At 65.3% G+C, this 14,230-nt stretch carries 14 protein-coding genes and 1 riboswitch; of the genes, 5 read left to right on the top strand and 9 right to left on the bottom strand.

Annotation, left to right across the window (positions count from 1 at the left end; translation table 11 throughout):
* Positions 1–180 precede the first annotated feature (180 nt).
* From FNJ47_RS12135 to FNJ47_RS12125, 3 genes are read right to left on the bottom strand one after another with little or no spacing between them, the layout of a single operon-like run.
* Positions 181–1,113 (bottom strand): prephenate/arogenate dehydrogenase family protein, encoded by a 933-nt coding sequence (locus FNJ47_RS12135; RefSeq protein WP_163153308.1) that lies wholly within the window; start codon positions 1,111–1,113, stop codon positions 181–183.
* 4 nt (positions 1,114–1,117) lie between these two features.
* Complete coding sequence (gene hisC, locus FNJ47_RS12130; RefSeq protein ID WP_163153307.1) at positions 1,118–2,215, bottom strand: histidinol-phosphate transaminase; 1,098 nt, start codon at positions 2,213–2,215, stop codon at positions 1,118–1,120.
* A gap of 23 nt (positions 2,216–2,238) precedes the next feature.
* Positions 2,239–3,102: a chorismate mutase gene (locus tag FNJ47_RS12125; protein WP_163153306.1), complete on the bottom strand. Its 864-nt coding sequence runs from the start codon at positions 3,100–3,102 to the stop codon at positions 2,239–2,241.
* Positions 3,103–3,288: 186 nt separating this feature from the next.
* Positions 3,289–3,368, top strand: a riboswitch (SAM riboswitch).
* 85 nt (positions 3,369–3,453) lie between these two features.
* Between FNJ47_RS12125 and metX the strand changes: the two genes are divergently transcribed.
* Both metX and metW read left to right on the top strand, forming a co-directional pair.
* Complete coding sequence (gene metX / locus FNJ47_RS12120; RefSeq protein ID WP_163153305.1) at positions 3,454–4,659, top strand: homoserine O-acetyltransferase MetX; 1,206 nt, start codon at positions 3,454–3,456, stop codon at positions 4,657–4,659.
* Positions 4,656–5,321 (top strand): methionine biosynthesis protein MetW, encoded by a 666-nt coding sequence (metW, locus tag FNJ47_RS12115; protein ID WP_163153304.1) that lies wholly within the window; start codon positions 4,656–4,658, stop codon positions 5,319–5,321. Before metX ends, metW begins: the two co-directional genes overlap by 4 nt.
* Before the next feature lie 128 nt (positions 5,322–5,449).
* Here metW and FNJ47_RS12110 read toward each other — a convergent pair whose 3' ends face one another.
* Both FNJ47_RS12110 and FNJ47_RS12105 read right to left on the bottom strand, forming a co-directional pair.
* A complete protein-coding gene (locus tag FNJ47_RS12110; RefSeq protein ID WP_163153303.1) occupies positions 5,450–6,322 on the bottom strand; it encodes an alpha/beta fold hydrolase in 873 nt (290 codons plus the stop codon).
* Entirely contained in the window at positions 6,297–6,491 is a 195-nt protein-coding gene (locus FNJ47_RS12105) for a hypothetical protein (protein WP_163153302.1), read from the bottom strand. The genes FNJ47_RS12110 and FNJ47_RS12105 overlap by 26 nt, the downstream gene beginning before the upstream one ends.
* Before the next feature lie 75 nt (positions 6,492–6,566).
* Between FNJ47_RS12105 and FNJ47_RS12100 the strand changes: the two genes are divergently transcribed.
* Complete coding sequence (locus tag FNJ47_RS12100) at positions 6,567–7,232, top strand: TIGR02594 family protein (protein ID WP_163153301.1); 666 nt, start codon at positions 6,567–6,569, stop codon at positions 7,230–7,232.
* A gap of 41 nt (positions 7,233–7,273) precedes the next feature.
* Here FNJ47_RS12100 and FNJ47_RS12095 read toward each other — a convergent pair whose 3' ends face one another.
* Together FNJ47_RS12095 and FNJ47_RS12090 are read right to left on the bottom strand one after the other, a co-directional pair.
* A complete protein-coding gene (locus FNJ47_RS12095; RefSeq protein ID WP_163153300.1) occupies positions 7,274–8,065 on the bottom strand; it encodes an MOSC domain-containing protein in 792 nt (263 codons plus the stop codon).
* Positions 8,066–8,121: 56 nt separating this feature from the next.
* The gene (locus tag FNJ47_RS12090) at positions 8,122–8,637 is read right to left on the bottom strand and encodes a GNAT family N-acetyltransferase (protein WP_163153299.1); all 516 of its coding nucleotides are present in this window, start codon (positions 8,635–8,637) and stop codon (positions 8,122–8,124) included.
* Between the two features lie 58 nt (positions 8,638–8,695).
* Here FNJ47_RS12090 and FNJ47_RS12085 point away from each other — a divergent pair, with 58 nt between their 5' ends.
* Both FNJ47_RS12085 and clpB read left to right on the top strand, forming a co-directional pair.
* Complete coding sequence (locus FNJ47_RS12085) at positions 8,696–9,259, top strand: helix-turn-helix domain-containing protein (protein ID WP_163153298.1); 564 nt, start codon at positions 8,696–8,698, stop codon at positions 9,257–9,259.
* A 191-nt stretch (positions 9,260–9,450) separates the two neighbouring features.
* Complete coding sequence (gene clpB / locus FNJ47_RS12080) at positions 9,451–12,102, top strand: ATP-dependent chaperone ClpB (RefSeq protein ID WP_163153297.1); 2,652 nt, start codon at positions 9,451–9,453, stop codon at positions 12,100–12,102.
* 54 nt (positions 12,103–12,156) lie between these two features.
* Here the strand turns inward: clpB and FNJ47_RS12075 are convergent, their stop codons facing one another.
* On the bottom strand, positions 12,157–12,414 hold the full coding sequence (locus tag FNJ47_RS12075) for a hypothetical protein (RefSeq protein WP_163153296.1): 258 nt from the start codon (positions 12,412–12,414) through the stop codon (positions 12,157–12,159).
* A gap of 90 nt (positions 12,415–12,504) precedes the next feature.
* On the bottom strand, positions 12,505–14,230 hold a 1,726-nt coding region (locus tag FNJ47_RS12070), incomplete at its 5' end, for a M23 family metallopeptidase (protein ID WP_163153295.1).

The raw sequence follows: 14,230 nt of genomic DNA, 5'->3' as shown, positions 1-14,230 counted from the left end.
TGATGACACCGCGTTGCGCGGCATCTTGTATCGAGAACCATCAGCATCGTCGTCCCGGCGAAGGCCGGGACCCATAACCACAGCTCATCATTGTTGTGCAATGCTGGAACGACGAGTCTCGTTCACGACACAAGCCGCGGCGTATGGGGGACGACAGCGAGCATGCGGACCGAGCCCCGCCTACTTCTTCAAATTCGCATGCGGGCGGCCGAAGTCGGGCGCGGCGGAGTCCTGGCCGGTCTCGACGATGCCGCGGCGGATGGCGCGGGTGCGGGTGAAGTGGTCGAACAGCGCTTCGCCGTCGCCGCGCCGGATCGCGCGGGTGAGCTTCGACAGATCCTCGGTGAAGGTGCCGAGCATCTCGAGCACGGCGTCCTTGTTGGCGAGGAACACGTCGCGCCACATCGTCGGGTCCGAGGCTGCGATGCGGGTGAAGTCGCGGAAGCCGCCGGCGGAGAACTTGATGACCTCGGATTCCGTCACCTGCGCCAGCTCGTCGGCGGTGCCGACGATGGTGTAGGCGATCAGATGCGGCAGATGGCTGGTGATCGCGAGCACGAGGTCATGATGGTCCGGCGTCATGATCTCGACCTTGGCCCCGAGCGCGGCCCAGAAGGCGCGCAGCCGGTCGGTCGCGGCGGGATCCGTGCCTTCGGGCGGCGTCAGGATGCACCAGCGGTTGATGAACAGCTCGGCGAAGCCAGAATCCGGACCCGAATGCTCGGTGCCGGCCACCGGATGCGCCGGCACGAAGTGCGCCGTCTTTGGCAGATGCGGCGCCATGTCCTTGACGATGGCGCCCTTCACCGAACCGACGTCGGAGATGATGGCGCCGGGTTTCAGATGGCTTGCGATCTCGGCCGTGACCGGACCGCAGGCGCCGACGGGGATGCAGAGGATGACGAGATCGGCATCCCTGACCGCCTCGATATTCGTCTCGACGACGCGGTCGACGATGCCGAGCTCGGCGACGCGCGCACGCGTCTTCTCCGAGCGGGCGGTGGTCACGATCTCGCCGACCAGGCCTTGCGCGCGCGCGCCGCGCGCGATCGAGCCGCCGATCAGGCCGAAGCCGATCAGCGCGATGCGGTTGAAGAGTGGAGCCGTGGTCACGATGTCACTTTCCGGCCAGGAAGTCGCGCAGCCCCTCGACCACGAGGCGGTTGGCTTCCTCGGTGCCAATGGTCATGCGCAGCGCATGCGGCAGCTTGTAATTGTTGAGCGCGCGCAGCACGAGGCCGCGCCGCGTGAGATAGGCGTCGGCTTCCGCCGCAGTCTTGCCGTTGTCGGTCGGGAAGTGGATCAGCACGAAGTTGGCGACGCTCGGCGTCACCTTGAGCCCGAGCTTGCCGATCTCCTCGGTCAGCCAGTTGCGCCACTGTTCGGTGTGGGTCCGCGACATCTGCACATGCGCGGAGTCCTCGATCGCCGCCACCGCCGCCAGCATCGCCGGGGTCGTGACGTTGAACGGGCCGCGGATCCGGTTGCAGGCATCGACGATATGCGCCGGGCCGAACATCCAGCCGATCCGCAGCGCGGCAAGGCCGTGGATCTTCGAGAAGGTGTGTGTCACCACCGTGTTGTCGGTGGTCGCGACCAGCTCGATGCCGAACTCGTAGTCGTTGCGCGAGACATAGTCGGCATAGGCGGCGTCGAGCACCAGCAGCACATGCGAGGGCAGGGTGGCGCGCAGGCGCTTGACCTCGTCGAACGGGATATAGGTGCCGGTCGGATTGTTTGGGTTGGCGAGCCAGACCAGTTTTGTGCGTGGCGTCACCACCTTCAGGATGGCATCGACATCGGCCGTAAAGTTGGTCTCGGCGGCAATCACGTTCTTCGCGCCGTTCGCCATCGTGGCGATCGGGTAGACCAGGAAGCCGTGGGTGGTCGAGATCGCCTCGTCGCCGGGCGCGAGATAGGTGTGCGCCAGCAGATTGAGGATCTCGTCGGAGCCGGCGCCGCAGATGATGCGGTCGGGATCGAGCCCGTAGGCGCGGCCGATCGCCTCGCGCAGCACGCGCGAGGTGCCCTCCGGATAGTCCTCGAGATGGTCAGCCGCGCCCTTGTAGGCCGCGATCGCCTTCGGAGACGGGCCGAACGGCGTCTCGTTGGCGGACAGCTTGAACACCTTGCGGCCCGGTTCCGGCACCGGGCTCTTGCCGGGCGTGTAGGGCGCAATATCGAGGATGCCGGGGTTCGGCACGGGGCGGGACATCATCAACTCCGGATTACGGGTGGCTAGCTTCTGGCCGATCCGTTGGTGGGCACCGTATAGCGTGTTGCGTGGCTGCCGACGAGGGCAGAAGAGCGCACCGAGGCGCCGGCCTTGATCAGAGCGAGCTTGATGGCCTCGAAGCGCTTGCTCTCCGGGTCCTGACCGGCGACCGAGACCAGCAGCGCCGCGCCGTCGAAGGCGGTGTCGGGGACCGCGACGATCTCGGCGAGCGGCGCCAGCGCGCGGGCGACATCGGCGTTCCAGCCGGAAACGCGGACGCTCCACATCTGGACCTCGGTCACCATCGCGTCGTCAGCGACGCGGGAGACCAGGAACACCGGCAAAGCGGCGGGATGGTCGGCGCGTTCGAGAAACGGCAGCCGCGCGATGATCTTCGGCGCGCCATCGGCCTCGAGCGCATTCCACCACGGCGTGCGGCTCGCGATCGCGGAGACCAGTGCGAGGTCGCCCTTCGATTTCGCCACCGCCTCCACCGCGGCCTGCGCGCTGAAATGCGAGACGTAGGGCACCACGAAGCCGAAGTGAAACCGCGCCGAGTCGCGCATCGCCTGCTCGCCGACGGACACATCGGCATGCACGGCGAACGGCGCCTGCACGTAGGTGAAGGTCGAGATGATGACGCGCCAGATGCCCTCGATGGTGTCGAGCGGCAGGATGCCGCGATGACGCTGCACCAGTTCGCGCATCATGCTGGCCTCGCGCGCCGGGCGGAACGCGGAGCCGACCTCCTGGGTCTTCTTGACCTGGATCAGGCGGTCGATGATGTCGCCGCGCGCCATCAGCAGGCGGTGAACCTGCTCGTCGATCGCGTCGATCTCCTTGCGCAGCTCCTGCAACGAGGGCGGCGACGGGGGTGGCTTGGACATGCTCTAAAACCTTGTCGTCCGGGCGGCCCGATGCCGTGCCGGACAGGGTCCCTGATTAGGAAAGACGGGCAGCGAAAGCAAAGAGAAACGTCGCAGCCGTGCCTTGCGCATTCGGTTAACCATCGGCGCCCGGCAGGGGGACGTTGGCCGGCCGCCTTGACGACGGGGGGCGTGAGGACTAGGTTCGCTGCACTCCGTGGTCATTTGAGCCGGCCGGCTTGCAGCCACGTTAAACAACTCGCTAAACAGGCCGGGGACAGATCAGCTCCCGGCCGAACCTATGTTCAGGCCGGGTTTTTTATTGGCCTGATTTCTGTTCGAGCCCTCCCGCGCGGAGGCAGGGTCGCTGAAATGAGCAACGTGCGTCCGATACCGAGCCCGCAAACCCAGAGCGATGATCGCGCCCATGAGGCCGATCATCCGTCGTCATTGGTGGCGAAGTTCGGCATGGATCAGCCGCTGAAGCTCGATTGCGGGGTCGATCTCGCGCCGTTCCAGATCGCCTATCAGACCTATGGCGAGCTCAATGCCGACCGGTCCAATGCGATCCTGATCTGCCATGCGCTGACCGGCGATCAGCACGTCAACAACATCCATCCCGTCACCGGCAAGCCCGGCTGGTGGGACACCATGGTAGGCCTCGGCAAGCCGATCGATCCCGACAAATACTTCATCATCTGCTCCAACGTGATCGGCGGCTGCATGGGCTCGACGGGCCCTGCGTCGCTGAACCCTGCGACCGGCAAGATGTGGGGGTTGGATTTCCCGATCATCACGATCCCCGACATGGTGCGCGCGCAGGCGATGCTGATCGATCGCCTCGGTATCGCGACACTGTTCTGCGTGGTCGGCGGCTCGATGGGCGGCATGCAGGTGCTGCAATGGACCGCGGCCTATCCCGAGCGCGTGTTCGCGACGCTCGCGATCGCCTGCTCGACGCGCCATTCGGCGCAGAACATCGCGTTCCACGAGCTCGGCCGCCAGGCTGTCATGGCCGATCCGGACTGGCGCGGCGGCCGTTATGTCGACGAGGACACCCATCCGCATCGCGGCTTGGCGGTCGCCCGCATGGCCGCGCACATCACCTATCTCTCCGACGCCGCGCTGCATCGCAAGTTCGGGCGGCGCATGCAGGACCGCGAGCTGCCGACCTTCTCGTTCGATGCGGATTTCCAGGTCGAGAGCTATCTGCGCTATCAAGGCTCGTCCTTTGTCGAGCGCTTCGACGCCAATAGCTATCTCTACCTGACCCGCGCGATGGACTATTTCGACATCGCCGCCGACCACAACGGCGTACTGGCGAAAGCGTTCACCGGCATCAAGACGCGGTTCTGCGTGGTGTCGTTCACCAGCGACTGGCTGTTTCCGACCTCGGAATCGCGCGCGCTGGTGCACGCGCTGAATGCGTCGAGTGCGCGGGTGTCGTTCGCGGAGATCGAGACCGATCGAGGTCACGACGCCTTCCTGCTCGACGTGCCCGAATTCCTCGAAATCTCCCTTGCCTTCCTGCTGGCCGCAGGCAAGGCGCGCGGACTGAAGGACGACGGCCAGTCATGAGCATGCAGCAGACATTGCCCTTGCCGGGCGTCGCGCCGGAGCGGACCGGCGGCTATCGCAGGGATCATCTTCTGGTCGCCGAGATGGTGCGGCCGGGCTCGCGCGTACTCGACGTCGGCTGCGGCGATGGCGAATTGCTGCAGCTCTTGGAGAGCCGCGGCATCGACGGCCGCGGCATCGAGCTGTCGCGCGAGGGCGTCAATGGCTGCGTCGCCAAGGGGCTCGCGGTGGTGCAGGGCGACGCCGATACCGACCTCGTCAATTATCCCGATGATGCGTTCGACTACGTGATCCTGTCGCAGACCTTGCAGGCGACGCGGCAGCCCAAGGTGGTGCTGGAGAACCTGCTGCGGATCGGCCAGCGCGCCATCGTCTCGTTCCCGAATTTCGGGTTCTGGAGGATGCGGCTGCAGCTCCTGATCGGCGGCCACATGCCGCGGACCGAGAATCTGCCGGCCAGCTGGTACGACACCGCCAACATCCATTTCTGCACCATCAAGGATTTCGTGGAGCTCTGCGAGCAGATCAACGTCAAGATGGAGCGCGCGGTGGCGCTCGATCTCTACGGCCGCCCGGTCCCGCTCAACCTGCCCTGGTGGGTGTGGAACATGTTCGGCGAGCAGGGCGTGTTCCTGCTCAGCCGCGGCGGGCAGGGTAAGTAGGGCTGCGCGGTAGCTTACTTTCGTCATTCCGGGGCGATGCGCAGCATCGAACCCGGAATCCATTCATCCACGAACTTTGCGGCCCAATGGATTCCGGGTTCTCGCTTCGCGAGCCCCGGAATGACGGCCTACACCGGCGCCGCCACCAGCGACCTCGGATCGCGCACCGGCCAGCGGCCGGCCTCGACCAGCGCGATGAAGTGCTCGACCATCTCGTTGAACAGCGCCGGCTCCTCGAGGTTGAGCACGTGGCCCGACTTCGGAAAGAAGGAGAGGCCGGCGGCCGGCAGATGCTGTTTCAGGAACATGCTGGGCGCGATGCAATTGTCGTCCTCGTCGCCGCACAGGATCAGCGCCGGCGTCGCTGCGCGCTTGATGGCGTCGGTCATGGTGTAGATCGATGGCCTGCCGCCTTGGAAGCTGCGTATCGTGTTGGCCGAGCCCCTGGCGTCGTGGCGGGCGAGCGCGGCATAGAAATCGGCGTGGCCGCGCGGGTCCTTCACCAGGAACGAAATCCGGCTCGGCGCCTCGCGCGTCGCCTTGGCGACCTCGGCCGCGCCGATCGACTCGTATTGCTCGGCATTGGCGCGGCACTGGGCGCGGAAGGCATCCAGATTCTCGAGCGAAGAGCCGGAGCCGACGGCGGCGAGCGTCATCGACAGTGCGCGCTCCGGCGCGTTGAGCGCAACCTGCAACGACGAATAGGAGCCCATCGAGAGGCCGATGAAATGCGCGCTTGCGATCCCGAGGTGGTCGAGCACTGCGAGCGCGTCGGTATAGAAATGCTTGTAGGTGTAGACGTCCGCACTCGCAGGCACGTCCGACGGCGTGTAGCCGCGTGCGGAATAGGCGATGCAGCGGTGGCCGCGCGAGAAGTAGCGCATCTGCGGTTCCCAGTTGGTGTGGTCAGCTGCGAACTCGTGCAGGAAGATGATCGGCGTTCCGCTGCCGGCCTCCTCGAAATGGAGCCGGACATTATCTTTCGTGACGGCGTGGGGCATTGAAATTCTCCTCTCGTTGGCCGGCTTCAGATTTGCAATTAATTTCCGCGGCTGCAATGCGGCAGTCCTGACTATTTTCGTCATGGAATTTGCTCGGAATGACCCAGAAATCGTTTCCGCAGCGCCGCATGAAATCTTCCTCGCGCCACATCGTGATTTTCAAAACCATCGCCGCGTTTCCCAGGGGAAATGACAAAGGAACGCGACGGGGAGTTGGGGGGCGTTACAGAGGATCTCGTGAAGTATGGTTCAGTTGGTTGCGTATCGCCGGTCGCTTCGAGTCTTGGCGCTGGCTCTGTGTTCGCTCACTCTCGCCGTGATCGCCGCCGCTCCGGCATCCGCCCGTCCGCACCACTCGCGTCACGCGCATTCGGCCCATGCCGGCCATCACGCGCGCCACTCCGCTCATCGTCACAACAGGCACGTCGCACGGCTCTCGCGCGCCGAGCGCCGCGAACAGATGCAGTCGGGTGATTTCAACGAGGCCAATGCGGCCGCGTTGCCGGGCGGCACCGAAACCGTGCCCAACACCGGCGGCGTGAGCACGGCAGGCGGCTTCGGCTCGTCCGGCATCGTCGCCACGGCGCGCCGCTATCTCGGCGGCAATCCGACCGGCCGCTCCAGCCTGTGGTGCGCGCGCTTCATGAACATGGTGCTGCAGCAGACCGGCCATCACGGCACCGGCTCCGACATGGCGAGCTCGTTCGCGAAATACGGCACGCGCGTTTCCGGTCCGCAGGTCGGCGCCATCGCCGTGATGGGCCGCCGCGGCGGCGGCCATGTGGGCATCATCACCGGCGTCGACGCCAAGGGCAATCCGATCATGATCTCGGGCAACAGCAGCCATCGCGTCCGCGAGACGCCAGTCTCGCGCGGCCGCATCTACGCCTATGTGATGCCGACGAGCTGATCGGTCGAAAGGGTGGGCTCGGCGTGCGCGCCTTGCCCTCTCTACGAAACGACAGGCTGCTCGGCGGCAATCATGTCGCCGACGGCCGCGCCGCCCTCGCTGATGATTTCGGCGTAGATGCCGCATTCATTGTTGCCGAAGCGCTGCATCAGCGTGTTCGGGACCGAGAGGTCGCGCGCGCCGGTATCGGGATCGACATTGACTGCGGCACAGCGGGTGATGCGCTTCACTACCTTGGCCCGCGCGCTGCCGATCGCGATGGTCTGGTCGAGCAGGCCGGCTTCATGCCAGGCCGGCCAGCCCTCGACATAGAGGTTGGCGCGGAAGCGCAGCGGGTGGACCGGCGCCTGCACCATCTCCTCGATCGCCCGCAGGCTCGCCAGGTTGATGATCGAGACCACCTTGCGCGGCACGTCGGAGAAACTGTGCCCGGGGCTCACCAGCACCTTGGGCGGTCCCTTGATCTGGCCGGCGTGGCGATCGGCAAAATAGCGCTCGATCGCCGCGCGCCCCTCGGCCGTTTCGAGATCGCCCTGGGCCACCATCGCGCCATCCCGGCGCAGTGTCAGCACATGGCTGTCGTCGTCGTAACGGGCGCGCAGCGGCGCCAGCCACTCGTCCCGCTGCAGCATCAGGAAATGCGGCTTCGCCAGCCATTTCGGCGCTGATGCATCGAAGCCGCTCGGGCCGTTCTCGATCGCGTAGCGGCGATCCGAGCGGAGTGTCTCGCCGACCTTGAGCTCTGTGCGGGGCAGGGGCTCGGGCGTCAGACCCTTAACGGGGTAGCGGTAGATGCCGGTGATCCGGGCGAAGGAAGCGTGCGTGGTGTCCATCCGCCCGCTCTAGCCTGTTTGCCGGGCGAGGAGAACCGCCGCCAGCGGTGAGGCTGCTAGTCGGGCCGCGCCGCACCTTCGGTGTCGAGGACACGTTGCATGAACACGAGTTCGAGCCAGCGGCCGAACTTGCGTCCGACCTCCGGCATCCGGGCGACCTCGACAAAGCCTGCCTGCGCGTGCAGCCGGAGCGAGGCGGGATTGCCGCCGTCGATACCGGCGATCATGACGTGCTTACCCAGCGCCCGCGCAGCCGCCACGAGCTCGTCGACAATGACGCGGCCGAGCCCTCGGCCGCGGTGATCGACATGGATATAGACGCTGTGCTCGACGCTGTAGCGGTAACCGGGGAAGGCCCGGAAGTCGCCGAACGTGCCGTACCCAAGCACCACAGATCCTTCGACCGCGACCAGCACCGGGTAACCCAGCGCCAGCCGGGCCTTCATCCAGGCCAGCCGCTCCGCTTCCGAATCCTGCTTCTCCGTCCAGATCGCGTTCGAGTTGACGACCGCCTCATTGAAGATCGCGGTGATCGCAGGAATGTCGTCCTCGGTGGCGGGACGGATAATCATCGTGGTTCCCTTAACGAAGCCTCTTGAATGGACCCCATCGTCTACTATATAAGACGACATGTCAATTATAGAAGACAAGGCCGAGGAGGCTCTCGGGCGACGGGTTCGCGCCGAACGGGAGGGGCGCGGCTGGTCGCTGGCGGAACTCGCCGGGCGGGCAGGCGTGTCCAAGGCCATGCTGAGCAAAATCGAACGGGCGGAGGCAAGCCCGACGGCGGCAACGCTGTCGCGGATCGCCACCGCCTATGGCCTGACCATGGCCGCGCTGTTCGAGGTTGCCTCGGCCACTTCCCGCCTGCAGCGGGCCAAGGATCAGCCGGTATGGCGGGATCCGAAGGCGGCCTATCTGCGACGGCAGGTGTTTCTGCACCCGGCCAATCCGCTGGAGCTGGTCGAGGTCGAACTGCCTGCCAGGCAGGAAGCCGGCTTCCCCGCCAGTGCCTATCACCTGGTCCGTCAGGTGGTCTGGGTGATCAGCGGCCGCCTCACCTTGATGGAAGGGACGGAGCGTCATGAGCTCGCTGCGGGTGACCGCGTCGAGCTTGGTCCGCCGTCGGACATCGTCTTCCGTAACGAAACTGCTCAGCCCTGCCGCTACCTTGTCGCCATCGTGCGGCGCTGAGCTCGATCGGGCGAAATCGCGGACCGTGGCTCTTCCGTTTCGGAACCAAGTGCCCACATCTGCGGCAAGCCTGAAAAATGATGGCGACGACCAGAGGCTGGTTGAGGAACGTCAACGCGGCCCGCGGAAACCCAATGAAGATGCCGTTGTCATGCCTGAATGGGTGACGATGGCAGGCCGAGGGAAAACGAATGAACATTGAGAAGTACACCGAGCGCTCGCGCGGATTCATCCAGTCTGCCCAATCACTCGCAATGCGTGACGGTCACCAGCAGTTCTCACCGCTGCATCTGTTGAAGGTGCTGCTGGACGACAATGAGGGGCTCGCCGGCGGTCTGATCGACCGTGCCGGTGGCAATTCCAGAGCGATCCTGAAATCGACCGAAGAGGCGCTGAACAAGCTGCCGAAGGTCTCGGGCAATGGTGCCGGGCAGGTCTACCTGTCGCCGGAGCTGGCGCGCGCCTTCGATGCGGCGGAAAAGGCCGCCGACAAGGCCGGCGACAGCTTCGTCACCGTCGAGCGGCTGCTGCTTGGGCTCACGCTCGAGAAGGGCACCGAGGCAGCCTCCATCCTGAGCAAGGGCGGCGTCACGGCACAGAACCTGAACGCGGCGATCGAAGCGCTGCGCAAGGGCCGCACTGCGGACAGTGCTACCGCCGAGAACGCCTATGACGCGCTGAAGAAATATGCCCGCGACCTGACCCAGGCTGCGCGCGACGGCAAGCTCGACCCGGTGATCGGCCGCGACGAGGAGATCCGCCGTACCATCCAGGTGCTGTCGCGGCGAACCAAGAACAATCCCGTCCTGATCGGTGAACCCGGCGTCGGCAAGACCGCGATCGTCGAGGGCCTGGCGCTGCGCATCCTCAACGGCGACGTGCCGGAGAGCCTGAAGGACAAGAAGCTGCTGTCGCTCGACATGGGCGCCTTGATCGCCGGCGCGAAATATCGCGGCGAGTTCGAGGAGCGGCTGAAATCCGTCCTGCAGGAGGTCTCGACCGCCGAGGGCGGCATCATCCTGTTCATCGACGAGATGCACACGCTGATCGGCGCCGGCAAGACCGACGGTGCGATGGACGCCTCCAACCTGTTGAAGCCTGCGCTCGCACGCGGTGAGCTGCACTGTATCGGTGCGACCACGCTCGACGAGTACCGCAAGCATGTCGAGAAGGATGCGGCGCTGGCCCGCCGGTTCCAGCCGATCTATGTCAGCGAGCCGACGGTCGAGGACACCATCTCGATCCTGCGCGGCCTGAAGGACAAATACGAGCAGCACCACGGCGTGCGCATCACCGACTCCGCGTTGGTGGCCGCGACCACGCTGTCGAACCGCTACATCACTGACCGCTTCCTGCCCGACAAGGCCATCGACCTGATGGACGAGGCGGCGGCGCGGCTGAAGATGCAGGTCGATTCGAAGCCGGAGGAGCTCGATTCGCTGGATCGCGACATCATCCGGCTCAAGATCGAGCAGGAGGCGCTGAAGAAGGAAAGCGATGCCGGCTCGAAGAGCAGGCTCCAGAACCTGGAGAAGGAGCTCGCCGGGCTCGAGGAGCGGTCGACGGCACTGACGGCGCGCTGGAGTGCGGAGAAGAACAAGCTCTCCAATGCCCAGAAGCTGAAGAGCGAACTCGATGCGCTCCGCGTCGAGCTGGCCAATGCGCAGCGTCGCGGCGAATTCCAGAAGGCGGGCGAGCTGGCCTATGGCCGGATCCCCGACCTGGAGAAGAAGCTCGCCGACATCGAGGCTGCCGAAAGCAGCAGGCCGAACGGCGGGGAGATGATGGAGGAGGCGGTCACCGCCAACCACATCGCGCAGGTCGTTTCGCGCTGGACCGGCGTGCCGGTCGACAAGATGCTCGAGGGCGAAAAGGACAAGCTCCTGAAGATGGAGGATGCGCTCGCCAAGCGCGTCGTCGGCCAGGCCGAAGCCGTGCGTGCGGTGGCGACCGCCGTGCGCCGTGCCCGCGCCGGCTTGCAGGATCCGAACCGGCCGACCGGCTCGTTCATGTTCTTGGGCCCCACCGGCGTCGGCAAGACCGAGCTGACCAAGGCGCTCGCCGCTGATCTGTTCAACGATGAGACCGCGATGGTCCGCCTCGACATGTCCGAGTTCATGGAGAAGCACTCGGTCTCGCGGCTGATCGGCGCGCCTCCCGGCTATGTCGGTTACGACGAGGGGGGTGCACTGACCGAAGCCGTTCGACGCCGGCCCTACCAGGTCGTGCTGTTCGACGAGATCGAGAAGGCGCATCCCGACGTCTTCAACGTGCTGTTGCAGGTGCTCGATGACGGCCGCCTGACCGATGGTCAGGGCCGCACCGTCGATTTCCGCAACACGTTGATCATCATGACCTCGAACCTCGGTTCGGAATTCCTGGTGAATCAACCGGAAGGCGAGGACACCGCTGATGTCCGCGATCAGGTGATGGGCGTCGTGCGGGCGCATTTCAGGCCGGAATTCCTGAACCGCATCGACGAGATCATCCTGTTCCACCGGCTGCAGCGGAACGAGATGGGCCGCATCGTCGAGATCCAGTTCGCGCGGCTGACCAAGCTGCTCGAGGATCGCAAGATCGAGCTGACGCTCGATGCGAAAGCGCGGGATTGGCTCGCGGAGAAGGGCTGGGATCCGGCTTACGGCGCCCGTCCGCTGAAGCGGGTAATCCAGCGCAGCGTGCAGGATCCGCTGGCCGAGATGATCCTCGCCGGCGAGGTCAGGGACGGCGATCGCGTGCTGATTTCGGTGAAGGGCAACGTGCTGACCTTCAACGGTCAGCCGTCCAAGACTGCCGAGGTCGTGCAATTCGATGCCCCGGTCTCGAAGCGCAAGCTGAACTGATCGCAACAACAGAAAACCCTTCCCGCACGCCGCGGGGAGGGTTTGTTGTACGAATCATCCCTGCGGAGCGATGGGCGGTGACGGCTGGTCGTCCTCGACGGGCTCGAGTTCGGACAAGATGTCGACCAGCTCGCGGGCGCGACCCGTGGCCAGCGGTTTGCCGGCATTCATCAACGGCTCGTCATTGGTAAGCCAGGCCTGCGCCTCGGCAAGCTCGGCGATGGTTGCTCCCGACGCGATGATCCGGGCAATCGTGACGTCGTCGGCGTTGCCGACCGCTTTCAGCACGTCGTCGCGGGTGAGGCTGGCCATCCGCGCCTCCTCTGCAAGGTTTGCCTGACCGGACAAAGCCCAACCGGCGCGAATCGTTCCGTTTGGATGGTTCGAGGGCGATTCTCGCCGTCAGCGGTTGCTGATCGAGCGGGTCTGCGACGTGGAGCTGGTCGCATCCGAGACGATGCGCGAGCTGCCGCGGCTGGACATCTGGGCTTCGATCTTGTCGCGTGCCTGTTCGAAACTCGCCAGCATCGGGCCTTCGAGCGAGCGGCCGCGCGGCAGTTTCACGCGCATCGGATCGACGAATCGGCCGTTGACCAGGATTTCGTAGTGGACGTGCGGGCCGGTCGACTGGCCGGTCGAGCCGACGAAGCCGATCACCTGGCCCTGCCGCACCTTCTTGCCGATCTCCATGCCCTTGGCGAAGGCCGACATGTGGCCGTAGGCCGTCTCATAGCCATTGGCATGCTTCATGCGGATGTATTTGCCGTAACCGCCTTCGTATCCGACCTTCTCGAGCACGCCGTTTCCGGAAGCGAAGATCGGCGTGCCGTAGGCGGTGGCCCAGTCGACGCCGGTGTGCATCTTCACATAGCCGAGGATCGGATGGCGGCGGCCACCGAAGCCCGAACGCATGATCGCGTTGTTGACCGGCTTGCGCACCAGGAACTTCTTCGCGCTCTTGCCGGTCTCGTCATAGTAGTCGACGAGGCCGTCGTCGGAGCTCTGGAAGCGGTAGTATTTCTTGGTTTCGCCGCCCACGGTCAGCGCGGCGTAGAGCACTTCGGTCTTTTCGGTGCTGGTAACGCCCTCGTCCTCGCCGGCATAGAACACGTCGAACGAGTCGCCCGGCTGCACCTTGCGCTGGAAATCGACGTCGTAGGAGTAGATCTTGACCATGTCGTCGATCACGGTTGGCGGCACCTTGTTGCGCAGCGCGGTCTCGTAAATGCTCTGATAGAGCCGCACGCCGCTGCCATCATCCTCGTCATCGTCGCCGGAATTATCCGCGGTTTCGTTGACGGTGTTCATGCTCTGCACGTCGACGGCGACGTATTTGCCGAGATCGGACAGGGCGGCGACGGCTTCGACGGCGGAATCATTGGCGACGACGACGCGATAGGGCTGCAGCCTGACATTCGGTCCGGGAGCTGCCGGCGCCATCAGGATCCGCACCTTCTGGCCTTCCTTCAGGCCGCCGTCGCGGCCGCGCGGGCCGAGCATTGCGGCAATCGCCTTCGCCTCGTCCGATGTCGCGCCCTGATCGCGCAGGATCGAGGTGATGGTGTCGCCTTTCTTGACGAGGTGAACCCGCTCACCGACCGGATTGCCGCCGGTGACCTGCTCCTTGGTCTTCGGCAGCAGCGTGACGTTCTCCGGCACCACGCGGGTCTCGAAGCCCGCATAGGGATCGGAGGTGTTGCCCTCGGTGGCGTAGGCCATCCTCATGTCGGGGGCGGCGCCGCTTGCGTCGGCCGTGGCATTGGCCAGCGAGGCGTAGCGCACCGAATTGCCGGAGCCGCGCCAGTTGGCGGCGTCACGAACCCGCATCAGCACGTCGTCGAGCGCGACGACGGCGGCGAGCTTGGCTTTCGGCAGCACGGAGCCGAGATCCTTGGTGACGAAGGAGACCTCGGCGTCGGGCTCGGCGGCATCCGCCGCATTCGGATCCTCGGTCGCCGCCGGCGTGTTGGAGCCGACATCGGTCAACAGACGCTGCGCGTTGAATGCCGGTATTTTGGACGACAGATCGCTCGTGGTCATCGAGAGATTGCCGGAAATCCGGATGAAGGGCCGTACCCGCATCACGTCGCGATTGCCGACGCGGGGCACGGGCGACACGCGCACCAGG

The sequence above is a fragment of the Bradyrhizobium uaiense genome, assembly GCF_010811875.1.
GTDB lineage: Bacteria > Pseudomonadota > Alphaproteobacteria > Rhizobiales > Xanthobacteraceae > Bradyrhizobium > Bradyrhizobium uaiense.
Note: the sequence above shows the minus strand (reverse complement) of the source record. Positions and strands in the feature narration are given on the sequence as shown.